Below are 24998 nucleotides of genomic sequence, written 5' to 3'. Positions count from 1 at the left end.
TTCACCTGTCTTTTAACTGACCTGATAAATCACACCTAAAACCTTTTTTTCTGCTCTGGTCACACTTTTAGATATAAGGGAGACTTCTTCTTTATTAGTCTTATTCTCCTTCACAACAAGAACTACCCCATCACATATATTCATAAAATCCTGTGAATCCGATACTTCTAATAAAGATGGAGAATCGAATATCACAATATCGTATAGCGTGGCCCAATTCTTTTTTATTATAGAAAGTCTATCGGCTAAGGACATCCTAAAGGTGTTATTCATCGGTAAACCAGCCGGTAGTATAGAAAGGTACGGTATACTCGTTTTTATTGGAATTCTACTATCAATTTGTCCGTTAATAATATTAGAAAACCCTAGTTCATTTGAAATTTGAAATAACTCATTAATCATGGGAGATTTGAAATTTGTATCTACCACAAGCACTTTCTTGCCCTGCTCAGCAAAAGAAGCAGCTAATTTAACTGAAATAATTGATTTTCCTTTTGTAGCATTCGCAGAAGTAATCATTAGAAATATCGTTTTATTTCTGAAATCAATTGAATGTTGAAGATTTCGTGAAGCAATTCTCATCTGTTCAGTGCTAACATAACGGTCACTTAATAGCTTGTAGATTTTTGTCCTTTTCTTTTTCATGATTTAAATCACCTCTTATTTCCTTTATATTCCTGTGGTTTACCTTATTATTTAAAAACCAAGAACGATTTTTTTTCTTTAAGTTCACTTTCGATATAACCACTAAGCCGCTTTGAATTTCTAGTCCTTCTGGATCCTTTATCGTCTCATCAAAACTTTCTCTTACAATCGCTACTCCAATTGCTAAAAATAAAGCGATCACACATCCAATAGCACTACCTAGAGTCTGATTGGAACTAGAACTAAGAGTACTTTCAGAACTTAAAACTTTAGCATTCTCGAAATTTAGTATTTCTGACATTTTTTCTACCGATGTAGTAGCGATACTGTGATTTAAGTTTTTAACTAATTTGGGATCTTCACCAGTAATTGTAATTTTAATTATTTGTGATTCCTTTGTATTTGTAACTACTAACTGGTTTGCAAAGTCATAACTTTTTAAATTATTTTTCTTTAAGACTTCTTTACTGACGATCGGGCTATTTATAAAATCGATTGAGGAAGCTACCATTCGGTTTATTTTCTGGTTCTCTTCATAAAAATCTTTAGATTCATTTTGAAGATCACCAATAAAGATATATTCATTTGCTTCATATGTTGTCTTCATTAGATAAGTAACTGCGAAAATCGTAGAACCGGAGATAACGACAAATACCGATATAACAACCAAAAATCTTCGTTGTAAAATCTTTAATAATCGTTTAATTGTGATACTTTCTCCCATAGTGATAACACCCTCCAAACTATTAACAATCGCGCTGTTCTTTTTATTGGTGATAACCGAGCCTTGCATTCTTTATAAAGAACGAACCGGCATATTTAACTTTATTCGATCTTTTTCAATAGAGGTTCCTTAGATGTAATCTTGTTCTTGATCAATGTTTGCTTTAACAATTTCACTTGTAAATATTTAGTCATTGGTCTCTCAAGGGTTAAATAAATTATCATGGAAGATACAGTCGACAATACGATTGTTCCAACCATTAAGAATAGTAAATTGAACATATCATCTAGGTTCATCCAGAGAAAGATTAACATATATAACTGAATAAGGGGACCGTGACAAATGTATATTGAGTAAGAGGCATCTCCTAATAGCGTTACACTAGCGGGAAGTTTATAGCTGAAATTTCGTTCCATTCCGATAATCCCAATTAGTATAAACATAGAAAAGACGCTATACATAAACATGAAATTAACTTGAGTAAAGTGATAGATGTTGTTACACCAAATAAAAAGGAATCCAGCTAACCCTATTAGCAACCATACTTTTTCATACTTAATTAGATTCTGATATGTCATGTATGCGACAAAACAACCAAATCCAATTTCTATATGATTAAAACTAAGCAAAAACACTTCGTTGTTTTCATAAAAAAATTGAGCTATTAAAATTAACAAAAACCACGTAGGGATGATGAATTTCCAAACACGTGGCACGCATAGGTATAGAAAAAAAACAAAGTAAAAAAATAAAATATAACTTAAAGACCAGGTCACATCCAATAAAGGGGTCCGTGTCGTTAAAAATAAATTATTAAATAAATCAATAGCAGTAAGTGGTTGCATTTTCCCAACATTGGGGAACATTTCATAAAGGAAAATCGCTGTTAATAACATTAGCCAATATAAAGGAAATATTCTAATTAAGCGTTTTAATAGGAACTCTTTTGATTTTGTAATGTTTCCTGTGTATTTATGATAAACAAAGACAATCATAAAGCCACTCACTACAAAAAAGAAATCAACACCTCCAGTTCTTTCCCATTCGGCTATATGAAACCAATTGTAGTCAAACCTTGCATAAAACAAACTATTTGCATGACCTACTAGGACGAAGAAAATAGCAATAGCTCTAGACATTTGGACTAATAATAGTTTGCTTGTAGTTCTATTCACGTCCTCCGATCTCCTCGCTATTTATAATGACTGAACTAAGATTGGCAACCTTTATATTTGTTTCTACTATCTTATCATGTTCTTTATAAAGAAGTAAGTGTTTCTTATAAAGTTATAAAAAACTTCACATCAATGGATGTGAAGTTTTTTATATAATTACTAATACAATAAATTTAATACATTTTTTCTACCTTGGTTACTTATTCTATCTTGAGGTATTCCTCTTACATTAAATGAATTTATTGAACTTTTGTTCGTAAGTTGAACGAGCGAGCCTGTAGAATTGATTGTTGAAATATCCCATACTAGTCCATCAAAGAAATTTTGTTGTCCATTAATTTGAAAAAGTTGCTTAGTAGCGGAAGTTGGTTGAATTTGAATATTAGTAAAGTAGTTACCACTACACTCAAATGGGATTGTTTCACTACCAATGATTTGTATATTATTTATACAGTCATCTAATGACAAAGCATTAAAGCGATTCGCGTTTACATAACTAAACCCACTGGAAGCTTTAACAGCCTGTAATTTAACGGCGGTATTCATACCCACAATTTTTATATTCTCGAAATCCATAAAAGAAATGGCGTGGTTCGGACCATTTGAATATAAATGGAGACCAATACCTTTGTGGCTTCCACTCCAATTAACAATTGTCAGGTTTTTAACAAGTGATTTCCACCATACGTTATAATACTTGTACTTACCATCCAAATAAATTACCGATGAATTAAAAGTTGCGTCATCTATGGCAATATATGCTTCATCTAATGACGAATTTCTCTCCATCTGAATTACTTTAAAATTCCCATATACTACAAATCTTGATCCATAACCGAATTTTAATTTTATTCCTTCTTTTATCTGAATGCCACTTGTCATAACATAATCACGATCTGTAAGGTAAACTGTTTTCACATTATTTATATGAGCATAATCTATTGCAGCTTGTATTTTCTGAGGATCGTTTGAACCTGCAAAGTCATCTACCACGACTTCCTTATGCATTGATACACCTCTACTCCCCATATTTAATAGTGTAGTATATTAATTTTTTCACTACTTTATATTTTATGAAGAAGGGAGCAATATGGACTAGTTATCATCCTAGATAAAGGAATTAATTAAATTAATTAAACATCACCAAAAACCTAGTTATTCTTGTTTTTCCAGTTAATAAATTCTATTAGTTCTTTATAATAAATTAAGTTTTCTTCCTTAATACCTGCCGATTTCACATCTTTTATAAAACTGGACCATTCAGAACCTACTTTATCGTGGTCCCTCGCAACCTCATACTTAGTTTCACTAAGTATATCTTGAACATCTACTTCTAAAACATTCGCAATCCTTTCAATTATATTAATTGATGGATTTTGTTTAATATCCCTTTCAAGACTACTTAAATAAGACTTTGAAACCTTCGACTGCTTTGCTAATTCAGTTAATGATAGACTTTTCTCTTTGCGATATTTTTTTATATTTTCGCTAATCATCCCTAACTTCACCTTCCATGTGACCCCTCCTTTTTTTATCTCTTCTCTTTCAAACTATCTAAAATCCGCCTTTTGTTCTTTATAAATATTATAACGTCTCTTATAAAGAACACAAACAGTTTTTTGTACGATATTAAGAAAATATGTAATCCATGATGTAGTCCTTTTTAAACATTCACATACAGAAACAAGCTATTATATGCTCTAACTTACCTAATATCTACCTTTTACATCCCAAACCTATTCGGCTATAACCTAGATGCCATCTCAAATTATATTTTTTCATAATAAAACCAGATAAGCTACTCACATTCGGATTTACTCATCTGGATCTTTAGTTTTCCAACCATAACACCCCTACCCCATCCTTGCCAACCGCTCATAAACCTCACGCAAATTCGAAAACCCCATCTTCTGAATATCTTTCAAATAATGACACCAAAGCTCAGCTGTCATCTTTGCATCACCCAATGCATGATGACGATCTTTCACCTCAATTCCACAATTCGTACAGCAGTCTTCTAATTGAAAACCTTTTAACTCTGGCTCCGCAATTCGGATGAGAAAAGAAGTATCCACAATCCGATGGTCGAAATTGGCTCGCATCAAACTCCAGGTGGCATGTTGCATGAAAGCCTGTTCATGTTTTGCGTGATGGGCGACTAACGTGTGTCCTTTTATAAATTTATAAAATTGAGCCAGTACTTCTGAAAGGGGTGGAGCGTCTTCCAAATCTTCCGCTTTAATTCCGGTCAGTTCTGTCACCTCTTCAGAAGGGGCTGTGTTAGATTGAACGAGGGAGTAGAAGGTTTCCTTTTCAATCGTTTCACCAGTCACTTTTACTGCTCCAATCGATAGGATTGCATCTCCTTTGTTCGGATAAAAGCCGGTTGTTTCAAGATCAAACACAACCACGCGCAATTCATTTAAAGGCACTTCCAACGTGTTTTTCATTTTAATTTCTTTCTGCATCTGCCTCAGCATGGAAATATGATGAGGGTTCGATTGGTCTTGAATCGAGGCATACATGCTCGTATTGACCTTTCCAGAAAGCTGCTTTAAATATTGAACCATTTGATTCATCTTCATTTAGGAACACCCTTTTCGAAGTACTTTGTGGTGTCGTTGTAAAGCTCAATCCCTTGTTTCATCCTATCCTTTAGCTCTTTCTTCTGTTCTTTAGGAAGGGAATCAATCTTCACATAATGAACGGCTTCGTAATTTTCTGTTCCACCATACGTCAGCCGGAACTGTAAAAGTTTCCTAAACTCCTCTTTATAATGCTTCCGATTTGAGCGACCAATTGTATCGTCTGATAAAGCATCAAGCCTTGATAACGTAGACGTGTTCATTACTTTCTCCTTCAACGCAAGAAGCCTTACTGCATTGACATAAGGAAACAAAGCCGTCTGTTTTAAGTTGATTTCTCCCGTATGCGAACCATGCGTTTCTGCAAGAATTTGGCCAAATACACCGATGCCTTTTTGCAGGCGCATCGTATTTTTTAACATTCTTTTTAATAAATATGGCGACTCTTCGATTTTCTGGTGAATCACTTCTTTTAACTCTTTAATAAACGAATCACGCCCTACTAACACTCGCGCATCAATAAAAATTAATAAATGGCGGATCGCTTCAAAACTTTCATCTTCCATCCAGTTTTCAAGCTGGCCTTTCCACTCTTCAACTGATTTACACCACAGTGGATTGGAAGCCATCACATTTCCATCACAATATTCATAGTTAACCGCATGGAGGCCATCTGAAATTTCTTTTCCAAGCGTAAGAAAATAGTTCTGCGCCTCATCGCTCATCGTCTCATAAACAATCCCGTGATCCTGATCACTCCATAGCGCTTGTTCAAACCGCCCACCGCTTCCCATTAAAAAAAATGAAAAAGGAGAGGGAGGTGGCCCCCACTCTTTTTTCACTTTCTCGATTGCAAGATGAACGACTTGAGTCATCAGCTGATCATGGAATTGATTAAGCTCAATATGGTCTATGGCAACATGCTTGATTTGTTGCTCTCTCATGTTTCGTAGATCTTCATACTTGTCGAAACCATCTTCCATACGGACAGCCCCTTTATCTCAATTAATCGTTCAACCTGATTTAGAACTGCTTTGCTGGCCAGAATCGTGGCGCGTCTCCAAGAACTCTGGGTAGCCATAGCTACCGTGCTCACTAAGATCAAGACCGATAATTTCTTCTTCTTCGGTAACACGTAAACCATTAAGCACTTTCTTAATAATAACGAGAAGGACAAACGAAACCACAAACGCATAAGCACCACTTGCACCAACACCAAGCGCCTGAACGCCTAGCTGACCGAAACCGCCACCGTAGAAAAGGCCGGGTTGCCCAACTGTCGCAAGTTCTGGTGTTGCAAATAAACCAGTTGATAACGTGCCCCAAACGCCTGCTACACCGTGAACAGATAAAGCAAAGATCGGATCGTCGACTTTCCGTTTTTCAAAGAATCTCATGCTGTAGAATACGATAAATCCAGCCACTAAACCAATGACTACTGCTCCCCACGTGTCGACAAAAGCACAAGAAGCTGTAATCGCAACTAATCCTGCTAATGCACCGTTCAACATCGTTGGCACATCCGCTTTTCCAGTTACTGCCCACGCCACAATTAAAGCTGCTACGGCCCCAGCACCTGCTGCTAAGTTTGTATTCATCGCAACAAAGCCAAAGAATGCAGCGTCCGCAGATAACGTACTACCTGCATTAAATCCGAACCAACCGACCCATAAGACAAGCACACCAAGTGCTGTGAATACCTGGTTATGTCCGGCAATGTTGTTTGGAGAACCGTCTTTATTGTATTTACCAATTCGTGGTTTTAAAAGAATCGTTGCAGCGAAAGCGCCCATTGCACCTGTTAAGTGAACAACCGTGGAACCAGCAAAGTCCTGCTTCCCGTGCTCAGCTAACCAGCCACCGCCCCAAATCCAGTGAGCAATTACTGGATAGACGAGAACTGAAAATAATACCGCAAACAGAATATACGCTGTTAACTTCGCACGTTCAGCAAAACCACCAAACGCAATCGTTAAAGAAATTCCTGCGAATGCTAATTGGAACAAGAAGAAAACAGGTGCTGAAAGCCCTAATCCCTCAATTTCATAACCGGAATAGAAAAAGTCCGTTAACCCAAAGAACGCATTTCCTTCACCGAAAATTAACCCATATCCAACTGCCCAAAACACCAATGAGGCAATCCCAAACGTGAAGATCGTCTTACCAGCAATATGGCCAGCATTTTTCATTCGCGTTGATCCTGCTTCAAGTAAAATGAAGCCACCTAGCATCAAAATAACAAGTACTGCTGAAACCATCACCCAAAGACTATTCATCAGAAACATCGAATCCATTCCAACTTCCCCTTTCTTTTTTCAGAACCCAGAAATTCATTAACTTTTTGAAAATGTTAATTTATCTGACATTTATTATTATAAGTATTTTTGCATGAACAAAAATTGTCTTCAACAATCATGTCACATTATCTCTCTGACTATCTTTTAAAGGTAGTCAGGGGATAGCGGGACGGGATTGCTAGTTTCTTTTCTTGTAAAAAACGCAAAAAAACCAGCTAAGCACATCAATCGAAAGAAGTGCTCAACTGGTTTTTGGGACGGTGAGACAGGTCTTTCTTACTGTCCCACCCGCGTAAGTTGAATGCGTGCTTTTTGTGATTAAGTCGTCTAACGCCAAATTACTGGAGATTCCCGATCCAATTCTCGTACAGGTAAGAATAAGGATTCACTTAATAGATCAGCAATCCTCTTGCTTGCAAAACCATCACCATACGGGTTACTTGCGTGACTCATACGGTTATATTCATCTTTATCATCGAGAAGGGTTTTAAAATGCTTATAAATGTTTTCCTCCTCGGTACCAACTAATTTTAATGTCCCAGCTTCTATCCCTTCAGGTCTCTCAGTCATCTCACGCATGACAAGTACGGGTTTACCAAGACTAGGGGCTTCTTCTTGAATGCCACCGCTGTCTGTTATGATCATGAAAGATCGTGAGAGGAAATTATGAAAAGCTACTACCTCTAACGGCTCAATCATTCTTATTCGATCATGATTTCCTAGAATGTCATTTGCAGTCTTTCTTACCATCGGGTTCATATGGATTGGATATACTGCCTTTACATCTGGATATTCTTCAACGATTCGTTTAATAGCATGAAACATGTTTCTCATAGGTTGCCCAAGATTTTCTCTTCGATGAGCAGTAATCATAATGAGTTTACTATCCGATGCCCATTCAAGATGTTCATGAAAAAAGTCATCTCTGACCGTCATCTTTAGGGCGTCGATTCCGGTGTTTCCCGTCACATATATTGAGGCTGGATCTTTGCCCTCTTTTAACAAATTTTCTCTAGACCTCTCTGTTGGAGTGAAATGATACCTTGCGATAATCCCAACGGATTGACGATTGAACTCTTCGGGATAGGGAGAATCAATGTTATAAGTTCTAAGACCTGCTTCCACGTGCCCAATTGGAATTTGTAAGTAAAAACATGCTAAAGACGCAACAAATGTTGTTGAAGTATCACCATGCACTAAAACCAAATCTGGATGAACTTCTTCAAGAACCGCTTTCATCCCCACTAAAATATGTTGGGTTACATCAAATAGATTCTGCTTTTCTTTCATGATGGATAAGTTATAATCAGGCGTAAGATCAAATATGTCGAGAACCTGATTTAACATTTCCTTATGCTGCCCCGTTACACAAACAATTGTCTCAAAATCGTTTCGTGTTTTTAACTCTTTCACTAGGGGACACATCTTAATCGCTTCAGGTCTTGTACCGAAAACCAGCATAATTTTCTTCTTCAATACAATCAACCTACTTTACATAGTATTCAATCCATACATTGATACTATTATGTAAGCTAGGAAAAATAAGAAGTGTTAATTGGTTTGATTCGGGGACGGTTCTACTGATTCACTTGGTTACACATAACAAAACCCCAGGAGGCTAATGATTAGGATCCTGAGGTTTCTTTAAATCTTTAAATGAAGTCATGATAAAAAAAGTCTTCTTTATCTAAAGTTAATTAAACTTCGAAATGAGTCATGAGAATTGTCCCGCTAATTCTATAAAGTCCTTATCCTACAGAACTTGTTTGATGTTTCCCTTCTTCAGTGATCTGGGAACTGTCCCCCGATCCACTAAACTTTCTACAATCACTGAAGCGTTACTGTATCGTTTCTATGCTAATACCGTGATTTTCCTTGGGGCGGAAATACTGTCTCCTCACTTATTACAAATTCTTACTCATAATTTGTAGTAGTTATAAAATCAAAAGCTCCAGCTGAAATATTTTCATTGTTATATTCAAAATTATATATGAGAATTACTGCATTATATGATTTCCCCAACTTTATATTTCCCAAGAGTTTCGGAATAATAATCTCTTCATACGAACACCCACTTAACAAAGTAGAGATATCACTACTTCTTTTTTGATAGCTTACTTTTTCTATAGTATCCTCATCTGTTTCATCCATATCAATATTAAAGTCAATAAAAAACTGGGAGGGGACAGATTCACCATCCTCATCATAAGTTAAATCCACATAATCTCCTACGGAGTCATTTTCTTCAATATTACCTAACCAAACTGAAACCCATCCCTGATTTTCCATTATATTATCCTCCTAGTTTAATCTAAGACCTTTTGGTAAAGTCATACCCCCACCTTCAAGTCTGTAATTAGCCCAATTATTAAGTCGTCTAACAAATGTATTATAGTCGTTGGAAGTATCTATAATTGTAATTAATTCATTATGCGCTTTAGTTGAACCCAATCCTCCATGAACACCGCTTGGATTGACAAAGTTAACATCAGATATTGCCGTTCGTAAATCTTTAATTTCTTCAGCACTAATATTCCAATACTTAAATTGAGGTGCCCTTGGGTACAGCGGGACAGGTACCTTGTCCCAGCAAATATAAAACAATACTGAAGACATCACTAACGGGACGGGTGACCTGTCCCCACGTCCCTTGTCCCCATGTCCCCCTGGAAATTAAAGAGAAAATAACAGGCTTATGATTAAATAAAATGACCCCGGTACAATACCAAGGTCATTTACAAGTAGCATAGGTCATTTTTTATTAACTGAACTGTTCATATTAAAGGCTACAATTCAATTTGTCCCACACTTTTTTTATTTTTCTTCAAAGGCCGCCATTCTCTTCATTAAGTCTGTATCAAATTGTTCTTTATTTTGATTTACATATTTAAACTCAAAATACTCAATCCGATCTGTAGGACCGAATTCGCTGTTATGCCAGTTAGTGTAGTCAAAATGCACATTCAATTTACCAGACGCATTTAAAATGAATGCAACTGAAAACCACGGTTCTTGATCATTGTCTATAAACACCTGCTGTACCTTAGTAGTAAGTTCAAACAATTTATGAAGTTCTTGATCATATGATTTCTCACTAACATTATATAAATCTGGTATATCATGTGAGTAAACTACTTCATTTTGACTATCAACAGGGATGAAGAAAAAATATACACCGCCCTCATTTCCCTTTACTTCTCCATTGAAATAAATCTCACTCCATTCAACTGGTATCAATTCGTTAACATGTTGTGCAATTTGTTCATATAAGTTATTTAATTGAAGTTCAAAACTCATAATTTTAACCTCCTGATTGGTTTGATATCTCTAGCCTAACTTGTCTTTTTCCTTCAAATTTGTATTTTATTATAAATAAATCTGGCCGCATAGATTTACTAGAATAAATAGGTTGAATTTTAACAGAAACTTTTTTAGGTGGTACCTCTTTTAAGGCATTGGCCCATTCTGTCTCCATATCATACCAAACTCCACCTCTTCTATTAATTTGACTATTTTGAGGTACGAGGTTATCAATATCTGGAGGACCATTAAACTGTGCTCCTATTAAATGGCCACCATCATCGTCTACTAACCTATCATTACCACCTACATTTGCTTGGGCATATTTGTTTCTATCAGCTCTCTTTAAAACAAGCTCAGAGGCTTCTACATTAACAATACGCCCAAGTTCATCAGTAGTATATTTATAATTATCGCTTGTCACATATTTAGTATTTGGCATTAATTTTTTTCTGCCATTTTCGCCTTTTATTATATGTTTTCCAAAATCTATCTCTTTGACTTCTTTAGTTAAATTACCTCTATTATTTCCCTCTGTCCCTTTATCCTTCTTCACACTACTAAGATTAAACGTTTCCTTAGCATTCTTCCCCATATCTCTCACAGTATTATGAGGAATATCTCCAACTCCCGCTAAAGCATAATCCGTTCGCAACGGAAGCTTATAATCTAATACCTTGCGCACAACCTCTCTCATATCCATTCGAGTATTCATCAGTGGACCCTGCACCACTTTTTGGTAATTCTCTTTCATGACTTTCCATGTAGCTTCTGGATGAACCGTATGCTTGATATTGTTCATTTTAGCAGTGCCGCTTTTAGGTATACTCACCTTCGCCCCAGCAACCATCGAAGCCAGCCCAAAACTACTCAACCAATGCTCTTTCGAAAAATCGTCTTCTGGGTTCATCGCACCTTTCACCAGATCGGCTCCACCACTCGTCAAGTAGTTCACAAAATCATACGGTGAATCCGTAGCTTTATCAGATCGTTCGTCCATTGCACCTACAGCACCTCTTACGCCGTCAAACAATCCAGATGTGAGGAAGTTACCAAAGTCATAGAGAGAATCCATTTTCTTTTCGCCACGCTCTTGAAAGCCAGCCCAGAAATCAGTACCAATCTCTTTAAAACTATTAACCGATTCAATAAAAGGATTCTCGTTTTCCTCTACAGCCGACTTAACTTCCTGTGAAGTTTGCTCTTTCTTCACGCTAGCCGCTTCCGCTTGGCTCGCAGCAATCGCCGAATAAATATCACTCGAATGAAAAGATGCGGCATCGTAGTAGATCGATGAAACCAGATTCCCTTGACTCGAGGCATTCATTAGTTCACCAAACAAAGCGGTTAGGACTTGCTCATCACTTTCTAGCATCGTGTATTTACTCGTTAACTCTTCATCAAATTATTCAACGCTCTCAATTGTCTTTTCTCGATTCAACTTAGCTTCATCAAGTTGTTGATCGACTTCATTTCGCGAAAAAACTTGCAGAGGTTGAATGTCGCTGATGCGATCGAAAATCCGTTGTAGATCTTCCTGCTGCTCTGCAACCATTTCTCTCGCTCTACTTTCACTATTCGATAGCTCATCTTCTAGAAAAGGCAGCTCAACGGTTTCGTTTTCAAGATTTTTTGAGGCGGCACTTGTTGGAATTTCACTATAAAAAGCAATATTTCGATCAACGAGCTGAAGCCATAGACTTAAGACGTCAAGTTGAGCCTGAAAAAGCCTTTGATCACATCGGCACTCCCAAGACAAGACTTTGCTGGGCTTCATGAGCGTGAATACGAGAATCTATGACCCTTTGGTACAAATGAGGAAGGTTCTGCTGGCCCACTTACTGTACATAACAAAAAGAACCAGAACGCTAACCCATAGAAGGAAGCGTCCTGGTTTTTTCTTTGAATTTAAATTGTTAACATCATTTTTATCTTTCAAATGATCCGCACCACGTTTATGATACCAAAAAACTAGTAATTATAGATCTGCTCCGGCAAATCATCATAAACCCCTGGGTCTGCCTGATCAATGGAACGATCTGCAATTGCCTGAGCTGTCGTACTCATCGCAAGAAAAGCCTGCTTGGTGAGGTACCCATTTGATTTCTGTCCGAGTACGTATGGCTCATAGTTTCCGTCTGCCATCCCCCTCATTTCAAATAGAATCACTGGAATGTCATATTGGAGAGCCATGGCATTGGAAGCCACGTTCGGATTTTGGGTTGGCTCATCATATTTGAATACATGAGACCATCCCTTCGACTCTAATCCCTGGTAGAGAACAGTCGCTAATTTTTTCGATTGTTCCTTCACTTCTGGTGTGACCTCAGAACTTTGCGGCGTTAAAAGTGATCCTGATGTTGGCTTTCCATCATACTCTTCTTGCGTACCCTGGTGATGAAAATCAATCATATAATCAATATCGTATTTCGAAATGACGTTCTCGTGTAAAGCTTTTGTTTCAGGCGCTACTTTATTCACATGATCGCGATTAAGATCAAGTCTATCGGCATTATACCTCGTTAAATTGCGCCCACTAGCTAAATAATTCTCAAGCTCAAAATTCACATCTCCCATCGCACCATCAGCATTGAACATCGGGAGGATTAAGATATTCACGTTCTCAAGTAGTTCCTGATTACCCTGACTATTTGAACCAAGGTGACGGATATAATCCAACGCCCCTTCAGTCGTGAGGGCTTCATTCCCATGCTGCTGTGTGAGAAATAGAATCGTAGGATTTTCTGGATTCGTTATGTATTTGACGAGATAGATATCGCGATTCTTCGTCGTCTTTCCGATAACCTCCAAATCCATGCTCTCTTGTTTTTGATTCTCTTTCACTAGAAAGTTAGACATCTCTTCATAAGTCGTTAACATCGCTGTTTGAACCGTTTCTTTTCCGTTCACATCTGGACCATTTCCTTGTGCGAATGAAGGTACAGCTGCAAGTGTTGTGCTCGCCATAACGGCAGAAAGTGTTAAGGTGAAAATTTTCTTTTTCAAGCTTTCTCAGCTCCTTTATGATTAGGTATAACGTTCATAAAGTTTCCGATTCTAGAGATGACAGTTATCCCCTGCAGTTTTATGCGAAAAGTGGAGGAAAGGCCTATTCCTTAGAAGGTTCTGGTTGTCTCTTCACCAACTAAAGCACTAAGAATCGTGGGCAGAATCATCGGGACGGTTCTCCCGATTCACGCCCTAAAAATCAACGACTGTGAAACACCCAATATTCTTGCCATTTGCCGTTGCGATACCCCGTTGATTCGTTTTAACTCTCTTATCAACGGATCTCTTCTCTCTTTAGGGAGGCTCTTTACCTGAGCAATTTCCACTACACCAAGACTGTTTCTTATGAGGTCTCTCGCCTCATCATCGGTTAATCTTCTTCTTTCATCGTTTACATCTTCTAAACAACAATCATCAGAGATTCGTTCATTAAACTCCCTAAAATGCCCAATAGCTAAACGTCTATCATGACCATAGAATTTCAGGATATAATCACAATCTAGCCATTTCGTTTCAGAATAACCCCGATAATAGCCCCAACAACTGCTCCATGGCCAGGCATCTACACTCCTAACCATCCGCGCTTTCAGTGGATTTTGATGGATGTAGCGCACCACGGTAAGAAGGTATTTGACTGACTCCACATTTTCACTTTTAAACCGATCTTCGAAGAGATGTCCAGATGTACGATATTTAAAATGATAGGTTTGGACAAAACTTATGGCGAGGCGTTTTAACGTAAGTGAGATTTCTTCGTTTCCTTCCTTTAATAGAAGATGAATATGATTGTTCATAAGGCACCAGGCATAGCATTTCATTTCGTACAATAGGGCGTACTTTTCAAGTGCGTTAAGAAATCGAACCCGATCATGATCATCATGAAAAATTTCCTGACGATTGGCTCCTCTAAAAATGACGTGATAAATCGATGTCTTGCTTCTTTTTCTTGCTTCTCGTGGCATAAATACTCTCCCTATTCGATTTGTCGAGGCGGAATTACTGAATTGATTGTCAGAGCATATTGGATTTGTACACTACTCAAATTAACGGAGAAGATTGAGGTAGAGTTAGGTTATGCGAGGATGAAAGGATTGTTAGAAGAGACGTTTGGGTTGTAAATCTAGTAGATAAAAATGAGATCAAAATTTGGAATGAAAATAAGTTAATTAGTGGTAGGTTCAAACTTTTGTAAAACGGGGTTAAGAGTTGAAGGAAATGAAGTCATGGTACTTAGATAAGAGTTATTAGGGACTTAGGATTTTAATCCATTTACAAGATCACCTCCTGATTATCTCTAGTTCGTTTACATATTCTTTTTGCTTGTGAAATTCCCTTCATCTGTATGGAAGTGTTTTGATAAATCTGTTTATGCCCAGTTAATCAAACGTTTGTTTAACTAGGCCTTTTCGCCTCTCTTCCCCCAAAAAGTCGAGTCGCTGCCTAAATACGCAAGACTCACCTTTTGTTCTATCACTCTTATTTCTAGTTTTCATCTTATATTGAATCACACGAACCGTCCCAGCGATGCGGAATCACACGAACCGTCCCGCCAATGCCACCGACAATGCAATTTCCGGTTGACAATGAGAATCATTCTCTATATGCTAATTATGAAATGATAACGATTACTACATAGAAAATTGGGGGAAACAAAACGTGTTGAAGCATAAGATCTTCTATTTATTTCTTGCACTAGGACTTGTTCTAGCTGCTTGTGGCCAATCGAATGATAACTCTACTAACGGAAGTGCTTCTGATGAAAAATCAGAACAGAATAGCACAGAAAAAGCGGATGAAGAGAATGGTGAAGAAAAGGAAGAAGATGCTGATTTCATTTCTTCTTTTGAAGAAGGAAAAGCCGAGCTTGAGAAAGCTTCTGAAGGTGAAGAAGTCGACTATCAGGCTGTGATTGATCTTTATAATAACGATTTACAACCTCTTGTTGAGCAAAGAGAAGGCGAAATAGATCAACAGATCTCTTCTGCTTTAGAAGCTGGAAAATCTGGTGACCTAGATGGCGAAGTTGTGAAACAAATTTACGATAAGCTAATGCAAAAAGTTTTCTATTTAACGGTTAAGCATGAGTTTGACGAAGTGAAAGAAAACTGGGGCAATACAGAAGAAGTTAACAAAGAGATTGAAGAAGCGAAGGAATACTATGAAGTGTTAAAAGGAACGGTCGAAAAGCGTGACGCTGCGTACGATACTTCCATGGTATCTCAAATCGACGGTGGTTTCAGTGACATGGAAGCCGCTGTTGAAAACGATGATAACCTTCAATTTGTACTCGCTACCCAAATGGTCGATAAAACGTTGATGAAGACGTTCTACCTTGCAACTGGCGCTCTACCTGAAGGATATGCTACAAAAGCAGCGAAGGAAGCAAAGGAAGATCCTGAACACGCTCGTGTAGAACAAGCAGAAGGATGGGCATTCTATCAATCAATCTCAAATTACATCATGAACCACGCTGAAGAAGACGCAGCACTGATCGAGAAGAACTTCAGTCTTGAAAACGATGTGGCAGAGATCGACCCAGAAGCTGTTAACCATGCGTTTATTCGCGGCTTCTCAAAAGTAGCACTTCATGAATATGAAGAAAGCGAAGAAGAATGGGGAGAAGATAAATCCACGATTACTGCTCTAGAAGGTGCTCTCTTCATCGATATGATTTCAAGCGACATTACGCGCATGGAAGGCGAAGAAGCTTACAACACTCTTTCTGACCATGCCCAGTCTTATCTTGAAGCGGTTAAATCAGATGAAAAAGAAAAGGCAATGGAAGAGCTGAAGGAAATCAAAGAAACGTTGAATATGGTTATTGAGAAAGCGGAATAAATATGTAGAAGTACCTTTTCCTTATTGGAAGAGGTACTTTTTTTATGAGCGGGATCGCTTAACTTCAGAAGCAACGCTGGGACGGTTCTGTTGATTCAATATCATAAATAAAAAGAACAATAACTATTGAATAATCATTGTTCCTAAATATAGATTGCATCATGAGAACCGTCCCCAACGATTCATAAATCGCTACAATCGTGGTTATGGGAAAACTCCAAAAATACAACATCCTAAAAAAATACTCTAAACTACTTTCTGTAAAGTACACTAGCACCATAGCATAGGTAATCAATACCACACCTGTTAAAACTACTATAATTGTAGCTTTGTTCATCTTTTGAATTGTTACAATATAAATAAACAATCCCATTACAACAATTATCATGAAATAAAAAATTCCTGCTGTAAGCAAAGAAACTCGATCATATGGAATTATACCTACAGTAATATCCAAAATTGAGCTAGTAGTTTTACCCCCAAAATAATAACCCGTTAAAAACAAATAGCCTATACATAGTATCAATGTGGAAGAAGTTAAAAACGATACGATTGTTAGAGATATTTTACTAACTAATGAATTAGTTAAACGCTTCATCGCTTTATTCACAAAATACTGTAATGGTTCTTTGGTATCCTCCATGTAATATTCCTTTCAGTATTTATATCTCTCATTCTAATTTCAATGTAAATCAGTAATTTACAAACCTAATTTGTTTAATTCTCTCTATACGTCTCTCTCCTTCCCCACTCCCAAAGATTCCCTTCCTCTCCTTTTAATTATGTTATTATAGGAAAGAGTTATTTTGTCAAATAAGGTGGCGATATTGCGATGAAAACGTTGGAAGTAGAATCTTTTCTCTCTGGTATCGAATTGACTCTAAAACAATTGGACTCCCAAGAAAATGACATAAAGAAAATAGATTCGTCGGTAATGGAATTTGTTCAGTTAGAAGAGGCTTTAAAAGGTAAAGGCGGGCAGGCCATTCGATCATTTTATCAAGATTGCCACGTCCCTTTTTTACAATTTTATCAATCGACATTAAATGAATACAAAAATGCGTTACATAATATAAAAAATGACTTACAAGCTTTTGAATCCTCTAGTACAGCAACGATTCGAGAGGATTTTCTAGAAAATGATTTAGATCATGCTTTGAAAAAGATAAAAACCATAACAACCGATCTATCAAATGAAGCAACTTCTATCATTAACTCAGTAAGTGACATTATTATGATTCAGACATTGCAAGATAGCAATGTCATGAATCATTTAAACAGCGCAGATGAAAAGATTAATCAAACAATAGAACAATTACATCAGTACGACCGCCAACAGGTAAAAAATTTAGACGGTGTAGTCGATCGTGCTAATGACGCATCTGGTTACGTCGAACAAATTAGCTCCATGTTTCAGAGTAATCAAATCAGTGTGGAAGGTTACCAGCCCGGCTCTCTTTTTCAGAAATTAAAACAAGCGGTACAATCACCAGGTGGAATAGCTACTAGTGTGCAAGGAAGTATAAACAATGAAAATTCAACTAGTAAACGTGCATTAGATTTATTACTAGATTACGAAGAAAGTAAAAATATAAAATCAACAACAAAACCAAACGAAGATGACTCGTTGGTGAACACATTGTTAGATGGAGCAATTGGTTCCATCGCGCCTCTAGCCATTATGACGGCTTCACATAAGTCTGGTATACTCCGGATTGAATATACTAAGAAAAAGAACCATTATGCTTTTAAATACGATCGGAAAGTCCTTCACTTTCTGAAAGGAAGAACTGGTCCTGAGTGGACAAAAAGGTCCATCCAAAAAGTAAATAAATTAATAAAAGATAATCATATAAAAGAAAAAAACTTAAAATATTCAAAGAAAAATTTCTCTGGCCCTGGCAAATTTGTAGATAATCGTACGCAATTAACAAAAGCAAAGAGTTCTCTTATAAAACTAACAACTGGAAATCGCCCTCTTCATGAAAATGTTAAGAATAAACTCATTAAACACTCCTCTAGAGAAATGGTTATTTCAAAAGGAGCTTTTAAAAAAGTTGCAGCAAGAACTTCGGGTGTTGCTGCGGTTGTAATTGGAATGGGTACATCCGTTAAGAATATTTTTGACAGATGGGAAAATGGAGAAAACCTCAGTGGTCCAGAACAATATGAAGCAAATGGACGGATTGTTGGGGAGGAATTAAATAAAGTTGCTGGTAGTGTCGCCGGAGCTACGACAGGAGCCTATGTAGGAGCCATTGTAGGAGGTGCCCTTTCTGGCCCCTTCGCGCCATTTGGAGCAGCAGCTGGTGCAATTGTTGGTAGCGCAATAGGTGGTGCCGTTGGCGAATGGGCTTCCAAATACACAAAAAAATGGGCAAGTAATGCAGGCGAAGAGATTGGTAAAGTAACGTATAAAGTCAAAGAGTCTGCAAAAGATGCATTAGAGAGTGTTAAAGATACATTGAATGAATCAACAGATAAGTTATTCGGGTGGATATAAAATTAATCAACTAACACAATAAAGGATGTTATAAACTTGATGGAGTTTCTTGCAATAGCGTGCGGCGTTATCGGAATGGCTTTAACCTTTAATCTATTATTTTCTTTTCTATATCTAATAAGTAAATCTGCAGGTCATGGATTATATCGTTGGGTAGTTCATGACTTGGATTTCTTAATGGTGCTATCATTCCCTATATTTGGAATAACTGAATTTGTGGCTAATAGACTTTACAGTAAGTTTAACTGGTTCACAGCTAGAATCTTACTTATTTTATACTCTATTTTATTATTTGTACTAGCTATCATTTTCTTTATTATATTTGGTAAAATTGCTGGTTCGAAGTAAAACTTATAAATGAAAGGATTTATCAAATATGTCTTATACTCTATCTGCTGAAGAATACATATTATCATTACTATTAATAGACGGTGTCCAGGCTGCAGCTTCAATAAAAGAAGAAGTTTTCGAAGATATTAGTGATCAAGAACTAGAAACTCGTTTAGATAGTGCTACAAATGGATTGCTCTCCAAAGGGTTATTAACGATTGATAAAAATGAAGAAAATGTTGATGAAGCGTTTGAAAATTTTCTGATGAAGTTAACAAATACACCTCGTGTGATTCGATGTCAGATTGCTACTGATACTGCGATGCTAACAACTTCTTTGTTCTGTAATGATGACTACACTGTTCAGCAATCTTTATATGATAACCGTGTGGTTAAATTATTCCCTGAAAACAATGAAAAGAAGCTCAGCCAACTAATGGATCTAAGCGATGTAAAGGTAAACCTCGAACCATTTTCAATTAAAGAGCCTCTTTTCGAAAAAGTAATTGATAAATTACTTGCAAATAAGGAGCTTACAAGTGAAGAATCGAACTTGTTCCCTCCAGAATTTCTGCAAGTACTGAAACAGAAACAAGGAAAGTTAAATGCATTATACGATTATTATTTAGATGAACAAGTCATGATTGGATCTCTTTTGTACATTACAGGTAATGGACAAACATGGTCGATTGAGAGTGAGGGAGAAATCCTTACCATCGCTCCGTTTTCATATAAGTCGTTGTTTGAGTAAGTGCAACTTAACCTTTAATATCAAAGCTATATCAATTTGCCATACATTTGATATGGCTTTTTTTGAATCATCAGGGGAGAATTAGCATTTATAAATTCTACAGCACAAATAAATAGATCACCACCACCGCAACAATAGCCATCCCAGCGATAACGGACAGTCCAAAATGAAACAATGCACGGTTCTTATTGCCTTCTCACCGTTCCTTTATTGCATAACGTAGAATTCGGACAAACCATTAAGTCATAAAGAGCCCAGCCGCAAAAAGGTTATTATCAGGGTTCGAATCGAACATTAACACGATAAAACTTGCTATTTAAGCAACATAAATGAGCCTTAACAGAACTTCCCAACGATTGTTTGTTACAGTCTCTTTAATCACTTCCAACCTCTTATTGAATCAATTCGATCCTACGTCTCACAAATTAAAATTTAAACTAAAATATAAGGATAAATCTATTTTTTCCTGATGTAAAATTGCAGCTATTATTTACTTATAAACTAAGTTCTGATTCTCATAATTCAACCGTCTAAAGAAAACAATTAGATCTACTTAATCAATAGGACTAAACAAACGAAAAAACCAGGAAACCGATCAACCCTTCTCGATCAGTCTCCTAGCCGTTTATTCATTCTTATAATTGTCATTTACTATTTACCCTATACAAAAAAACTAATCGCAAACACAACCCCAAACCCAATGAATCCAATCAGGGTTTCCATCACTGTCCACGTCTGGAGCGTTTGTTTCTCTGTTAATCCAAAGAAACGATTCACTAACCAGAAGCCAGAGTCATTCACATGAGAAAAGACTGTTGCACCACTCGCAATGGAGATAACCAATAAACCAAGCATTGGTTCAGAGACGTCCATCATGCTGATGATTGGTGACATTAAACCGGCTGCCGTTATCATCGCAACCGTTGCCGATCCTTGCGCCACGCGGACGAAAGTGGAGATAAGGAAAGCTAATAGAACAATAGGTAAACTAGATGTTGCCATCATTTCGCCTAGAATATCGCCAACACCACTGTTAATAAGCGTTTGCTTGAAGACGCCACCAGCACCTGTCACTAAGATAATGATCCCGGCAGGTTCTAATGATTTAGTAGCAATGTTTTGAATCTCTTCTTTCGTGTACCCCCGTTTTGTACCTAAGAAGTAAAAAGTGAGTAATGTGGAAAGAGTTAATGCAATAAAGGGATGTCCGATAAATGTTAATAACGATCGCGTAAAACTATCTTCCGGTAAGATCTGACCAGAGACAGTATTTACAAGAATTAATACAAGAGGAATCAGAATTAATAGGACGATTGATAAAAAGCTTGGAAGTTCTTTTTCGTTTTTCTCTTGTTCCATTTCGTTTTGCGTTACGAAGTCAGGAACTTTAACGTGAATTTTGTTTCCGATGTATTTACCGAAAATAGGACCTGCGATAATCATTGCAGGTAGACCTGCGAGTGCACCGAATAGAATAACCCATCCTAAATCCGCACCTAAAATAGAAGCAACCGAGATCGGGCCAGGCGTTGGTGGAACAAAGCTATGTGTAACGGCCAATCCTGCAAGCAACGGTATCCCGAAATATAGCGTAGACTTTTTTGTTTTTTGAGCGAGGCTATATACAATTGGAATCAGGATTACAAGTGCGACATCCAAAAACACTGGAATCGCAACAATAAAACCAGTTAACCCAAGAGCCCATTGCACCCGCCCTTCGCCAAATTTGTTGACGAGTGTAATCGCCAATCGTTCGGCACCTCCGGAGACACGGAGCATCTCCCCAAACATGGCGCCTAGTCCAACGACGATCGCTATGAATCCAAGCGTTCCTCCCATTCCTTCTTCTATTGAAGTAATGACTTCATCTAATTCTAATCCTGAAGCAACTCCAATGAACAAACTGGAGATTAATAAAGCAACAAACGCTTGTAACTTGGACTTCATAACTAAAAAGAGCAATAAGGCAATTCCTAATACCGTAATCAAAATTAGAAAAGTATCTGAACCCATTTATGTTCCTCCTTCTGTCCCATTTTTAATAGATACTAGAACCTACCATTCCGCAATGGATCCATCCTTGTGACGCCAAACAGGGTTATGCCAGTTATGTCCTTCACTTGCCATTTTTTCGACAACCTCTTCATTTACATCAATACCTAATCCTGGTCCTTGAGGTATACTCACATAGCCGTCTTCATATTTAAAAACTTCTTTATCAGTTATATAGTCTAGTAGATCACTGCCGACGTTATAGTGAATGCCTAAGCTCTGCTCCTGGATGAAGGCATTGTGTGAAGTTGCATCCACTAGCAAGCATGCCGCAAGCGCAATTGGGCCAAGTGGACAGTGAGGCGCGACGGCGACATCGAAGGCTTCTGCCATGGAAATGATTTTTTTGCATTCAGTAATGCCTCCTGCATGAGACAGGTCAGGTTGAATAATGTCCGCGTAACCATCTGTTAGAAGCGGTTTGAAATCCCACCTTGAATACATCCGTTCACCTGTTGCGATTGGGATGTTCACGTGGTTCGCAATCTCGCGTAGTGCTTCATTGTTTTCAGGTAACACGGGCTCTTCAATAAACATGGGGCGAAACGTTTCGAGTTCTTTCGCCAGGATCTTGGCCATTGGTTTATGAACGCGACCGTGAAAATCAATACCAATTCCGATATAAGGGCCGACTGTTTCTCGAATTGTGCTCACTCGTTCAAGCACCTGATCGATCTTTTCATGAGAATCAATATACTGCAGTTCTTCTGTTGCGTTCATCTTGATCGCTTTAAATCCTTTTTCAACGACGTCCTTTGCAGCTTGTCCTACATCTGCCGGGCGATCGCCGCCAATCCAGGAATAAACTTTTATTGAATCGCGACAAGCGCCGCCTAGTAGATTATGTATGGAGGTGTTATGGAACTTCCCTTTTATATCCCACAGTGCCTGGTCAATTCCAGCAATCGCACTCATCAGAATCGGTCCACCTCGGTAAAATCCAGAGCGGTACATCATGTTCCAGTGATCTTCAATTCGTTCAGGGTCTTTTCCGATCAAGTTTTCCATAAGTTCGTCAACGGCCGCTTTCACCGTAGCTGCGCGTCCTTCAATGACGGGCTCTCCCCAGCCGACAATGCCTTCATCCGTTTCAATTTTTAAAAACAACCATCTTGGTGGTACTTGATAAAGCTTATATCCTGTAATCTTCATGATCATTTCCCTCCTGTGGTATCCGTTACGAAACTCGTAAATTGCCGTGCTTTTTCCGTAATCTCTTCAAGGTATGCTGCTGTTACTTCCGTAGTTTTATGGACTAGTGAACTACCAAGTCCGACCCCAAACGCTCCAACAGATAAATAACTTTCCATGTTATCTAACGTTACGCCTCCGGTCGGTAGTAACCTTAGCTGTGGAAGCGGTCCGTTCAAATCTTTTATATAAGATGGACCAAGCGTTGTGGCTGGGAATACTTTTACAACATCGGCTCCCGCTTCATATGCCGTCAGAATTTCTGTTGGTGTATAGGCTCCTGGTATACTGACCGCGCCATAACGTTTTGTTAGTTTAATTGTTTCGGTATTTAAAGAAGGAGAAAGAATAAACTTTGCACCAGCCATTAGTGCCGCTTGCGCTGACTCCGGATCTAAAACGGTTCCTGCGCCAACGAGCATTTCGCCACCTAATTCTTTTGAGATCTTTTCAATCGTTCGAAGTGCATGAGGTGAATTTAGTGTTACCTCAACTAACCGAATTCCCCCATCGTATAGAGCCTTTGCAATCGCATATGCATCTTCTTCCTCGTAGCCACGTATTATTGCAACAATTTTATGTTGTTCGATTTCATTAAGCGCTTTCATTTATCCTAGACCTCCACTTCATTATCGTTCTACATCCTCTCGTTGATCGGAAGACATAAACTGTTCTAACCTTGCGCGATCTGGCAACCCTTCAAAATCACCAGGAATGGTCGTCACCATGGCCCCAACAGCACAGGCACGCTCAACCGCTTTTTCAATGGATAAGTGATCGAGAAGACCGGATAAAAACCCAGCCGCAAATCCATCCCCCGCCCCTACAGGATCAATGACGTTCCTCACTTCATAAGCGTCAACTTCTCCAGAACTTTCAGGCGTACTGTAATAAGCGCCACGCTCACCTCGTTTCACCACCACACACGACACGTCATCCAAATTCAAAAAGGACTGCGCAATCTCTTTGTCATCTGTTGTGCCAAAAAGAAAAGCGCCTTCTGCAATTCCCGGCAGAACAATATCAGATTGATTACTAATTTCTAATAACGTTGTTCTCGCTTCCTCTTCACTCCAAAGCTTCTTACGTATATTGGGATCAAACACAACTTTCGTGTCATGTTCTTTCGCAATTGAGATCGCTCTCATAATAACCGTTTTACAAGACTCGCTTAACGCGGGCGTAATGCCTGATATGTATAGGAAGGTTGCATTCGCGATGTAGTCTTCATTCAAATCATCCATTTCAAGATGACTGGCTGCTGACCCTTTTCTGTAATAATGCACTCTTACCTCTCCGCCATGAATCATTTCTTTAAAAAATAGTCCCGTTTGGTGCTGACGGTCGAACATCACATTCGAGGTATCAACCCCTTCACCTCTTACCGTTGTGAGGATCCTCGCACCAAGTTCATCGTCGCCAAGTCGACTAATCCATCCTGTTTCGTGTCCTAATCGACTTAACCCCATTAACGTATTCGTTTCTGCTCCAGCCACTTTTGGAGTAAAAGATTCCGCATGCCTCATAAGCCCATTCGCTTTTGGTGTAAGAGAGACAAGCGTCTCTCCAATCGCCACAACATCCATTTTCCTAACCTC

At 38.1% G+C, this 24998-nt stretch carries 23 protein-coding genes and 1 pseudogene; 3 read left to right on the top strand and 21 right to left on the bottom strand.

The window, feature by feature from the left end; genetic code table 11:
• Positions 1-12: 12 nt before the first annotated feature.
• From LCL91_RS09110 to LCL91_RS09035, 16 genes and pseudogenes are all read right to left on the bottom strand, one after another.
• On the bottom strand, positions 13-645 hold the full coding sequence (locus LCL91_RS09110; protein ID WP_224881840.1) for a CpsD/CapB family tyrosine-protein kinase: 633 nt from the start codon (positions 643-645) through the stop codon (positions 13-15).
• The gene (locus LCL91_RS09105; protein WP_224881839.1) at positions 605-1369 is read right to left on the bottom strand and encodes a YveK family protein; all 765 of its coding nucleotides are present in this window, start codon (positions 1367-1369) and stop codon (positions 605-607) included. Before LCL91_RS09105 ends, LCL91_RS09110 begins: the two co-directional genes overlap by 41 nt.
• A gap of 101 nt (positions 1370-1470) precedes the next feature.
• Positions 1471-2544 (bottom strand): acyltransferase family protein, encoded by a 1074-nt coding sequence (locus tag LCL91_RS09100; protein WP_224881837.1) that lies wholly within the window; start codon positions 2542-2544, stop codon positions 1471-1473.
• A 159-nt stretch (positions 2545-2703) separates the two neighbouring features.
• Positions 2704-3552, bottom strand: coding sequence for a hypothetical protein (locus tag LCL91_RS09095; RefSeq protein WP_224881836.1), 849 nt, complete (start codon positions 3550-3552; stop codon positions 2704-2706).
• Between the two features lie 143 nt (positions 3553-3695).
• A complete protein-coding gene (locus tag LCL91_RS09090; RefSeq protein ID WP_224881835.1) occupies positions 3696-4040 on the bottom strand; it encodes a helix-turn-helix domain-containing protein in 345 nt (114 codons plus the stop codon).
• A 357-nt stretch (positions 4041-4397) separates the two neighbouring features.
• Positions 4398-5129, bottom strand: a complete 732-nt coding sequence (locus tag LCL91_RS09085) for an exonuclease domain-containing protein (RefSeq protein WP_224881833.1) — start codon at positions 5127-5129, stop codon at positions 4398-4400.
• Positions 5126-6112: a DUF294 nucleotidyltransferase-like domain-containing protein gene (locus tag LCL91_RS09080; protein ID WP_224881832.1), complete on the bottom strand. Its 987-nt coding sequence runs from the start codon at positions 6110-6112 to the stop codon at positions 5126-5128. Before LCL91_RS09080 ends, LCL91_RS09085 begins: the two co-directional genes overlap by 4 nt.
• Positions 6113-6142: 30 nt before the next feature.
• Positions 6143-7423 carry an ammonium transporter gene (locus tag LCL91_RS09075; protein WP_224881831.1) on the bottom strand — a complete coding sequence of 427 codons (1281 nt, stop codon included), beginning with the start codon at positions 7421-7423 and terminating at the stop codon, positions 6143-6145.
• A gap of 330 nt (positions 7424-7753) precedes the next feature.
• Positions 7754-8887, bottom strand: a complete 1134-nt coding sequence (wecB, locus tag LCL91_RS09070; protein WP_224881901.1) for a non-hydrolyzing UDP-N-acetylglucosamine 2-epimerase — start codon at positions 8885-8887, stop codon at positions 7754-7756.
• A 453-nt stretch (positions 8888-9340) separates the two neighbouring features.
• Entirely contained in the window at positions 9341-9715 is a 375-nt protein-coding gene (locus LCL91_RS09065; protein ID WP_224881829.1) for an immunity 22 family protein, read from the bottom strand.
• Between the two features lie 12 nt (positions 9716-9727).
• Positions 9728-9994: pseudogene (locus LCL91_RS09060) on the bottom strand (T7SS effector LXG polymorphic toxin); the annotation flags it as partial.
• A gap of 246 nt (positions 9995-10240) precedes the next feature.
• Positions 10241-10723, bottom strand: coding sequence for an immunity protein YezG family protein (locus tag LCL91_RS09055; protein WP_224881828.1), 483 nt, complete (start codon positions 10721-10723; stop codon positions 10241-10243).
• Positions 10724-10727: 4 nt separating this feature from the next.
• Positions 10728-12101 carry a DNA/RNA non-specific endonuclease gene (locus tag LCL91_RS09050; RefSeq protein ID WP_224881827.1) on the bottom strand — a complete coding sequence of 458 codons (1374 nt, stop codon included), beginning with the start codon at positions 12099-12101 and terminating at the stop codon, positions 10728-10730.
• A gap of 30 nt (positions 12102-12131) precedes the next feature.
• A complete protein-coding gene (locus LCL91_RS09045; protein ID WP_224881826.1) occupies positions 12132-12485 on the bottom strand; it encodes a T7SS effector LXG polymorphic toxin in 354 nt (117 codons plus the stop codon).
• A gap of 212 nt (positions 12486-12697) precedes the next feature.
• Positions 12698-13732: a M14 family zinc carboxypeptidase gene (locus LCL91_RS09040; protein ID WP_224881825.1), complete on the bottom strand. Its 1035-nt coding sequence runs from the start codon at positions 13730-13732 to the stop codon at positions 12698-12700.
• 188 nt (positions 13733-13920) lie between these two features.
• Positions 13921-14697: a transposase gene (locus LCL91_RS09035; RefSeq protein WP_224881824.1), complete on the bottom strand. Its 777-nt coding sequence runs from the start codon at positions 14695-14697 to the stop codon at positions 13921-13923.
• 697 nt (positions 14698-15394) lie between these two features.
• On the opposite strand from LCL91_RS09035, the gene LCL91_RS09030 reads away from it, so the two are divergent.
• Entirely contained in the window at positions 15395-16573 is a 1179-nt protein-coding gene (locus LCL91_RS09030) for a hypothetical protein (protein ID WP_255639986.1), read from the top strand.
• A 64-nt stretch (positions 16574-16637) separates the two neighbouring features.
• Here LCL91_RS09030 and LCL91_RS09025 read toward each other — a convergent pair whose 3' ends face one another.
• Positions 16638-17216, bottom strand: a complete 579-nt coding sequence (locus LCL91_RS09025) for a hypothetical protein (protein ID WP_224881821.1) — start codon at positions 17214-17216, stop codon at positions 16638-16640.
• Between the two features lie 189 nt (positions 17217-17405).
• On the opposite strand from LCL91_RS09025, the gene LCL91_RS09020 reads away from it, so the two are divergent.
• Positions 17406-19076 (top strand): T7SS effector LXG polymorphic toxin, encoded by a 1671-nt coding sequence (locus LCL91_RS09020; RefSeq protein WP_224881819.1) that lies wholly within the window; start codon positions 17406-17408, stop codon positions 19074-19076.
• Between the two features lie 376 nt (positions 19077-19452).
• Positions 19453-20157, top strand: a complete 705-nt coding sequence (locus LCL91_RS09015) for a hypothetical protein (RefSeq protein WP_224881817.1) — start codon at positions 19453-19455, stop codon at positions 20155-20157.
• Positions 20158-20817: 660 nt separating this feature from the next.
• Here LCL91_RS09015 and LCL91_RS09010 read toward each other — a convergent pair.
• The 4 genes from LCL91_RS09010 to LCL91_RS08995 are packed head-to-tail and all read right to left on the bottom strand — an operon-like array spanning position 20818 to position 24986.
• Positions 20818-22170, bottom strand: a complete 1353-nt coding sequence (locus LCL91_RS09010; protein WP_224881815.1) for a GntP family permease — start codon at positions 22168-22170, stop codon at positions 20818-20820.
• Between the two features lie 42 nt (positions 22171-22212).
• Positions 22213-23361, bottom strand: a complete 1149-nt coding sequence (gene dgoD, locus LCL91_RS09005) for a galactonate dehydratase (RefSeq protein WP_224881812.1) — start codon at positions 23359-23361, stop codon at positions 22213-22215.
• Positions 23362-23363: 2 nt separating this feature from the next.
• Positions 23364-24008, bottom strand: a complete 645-nt coding sequence (locus tag LCL91_RS09000) for a bifunctional 4-hydroxy-2-oxoglutarate aldolase/2-dehydro-3-deoxy-phosphogluconate aldolase (protein WP_224881809.1) — start codon at positions 24006-24008, stop codon at positions 23364-23366.
• Between the two features lie 21 nt (positions 24009-24029).
• Positions 24030-24986, bottom strand: coding sequence for a sugar kinase (locus tag LCL91_RS08995; protein WP_224881807.1), 957 nt, complete (start codon positions 24984-24986; stop codon positions 24030-24032).
• Positions 24987-24998 lie beyond the last annotated feature (12 nt).

This window comes from Guptibacillus hwajinpoensis (genome assembly GCF_020171785.1).
Classification (GTDB): Bacteria; Bacillota; Bacilli; order Bacillales; family Guptibacillaceae; genus Guptibacillus; species Guptibacillus sedimenti.
This window is presented reverse-complemented; position numbering and strand designations above follow the sequence as displayed.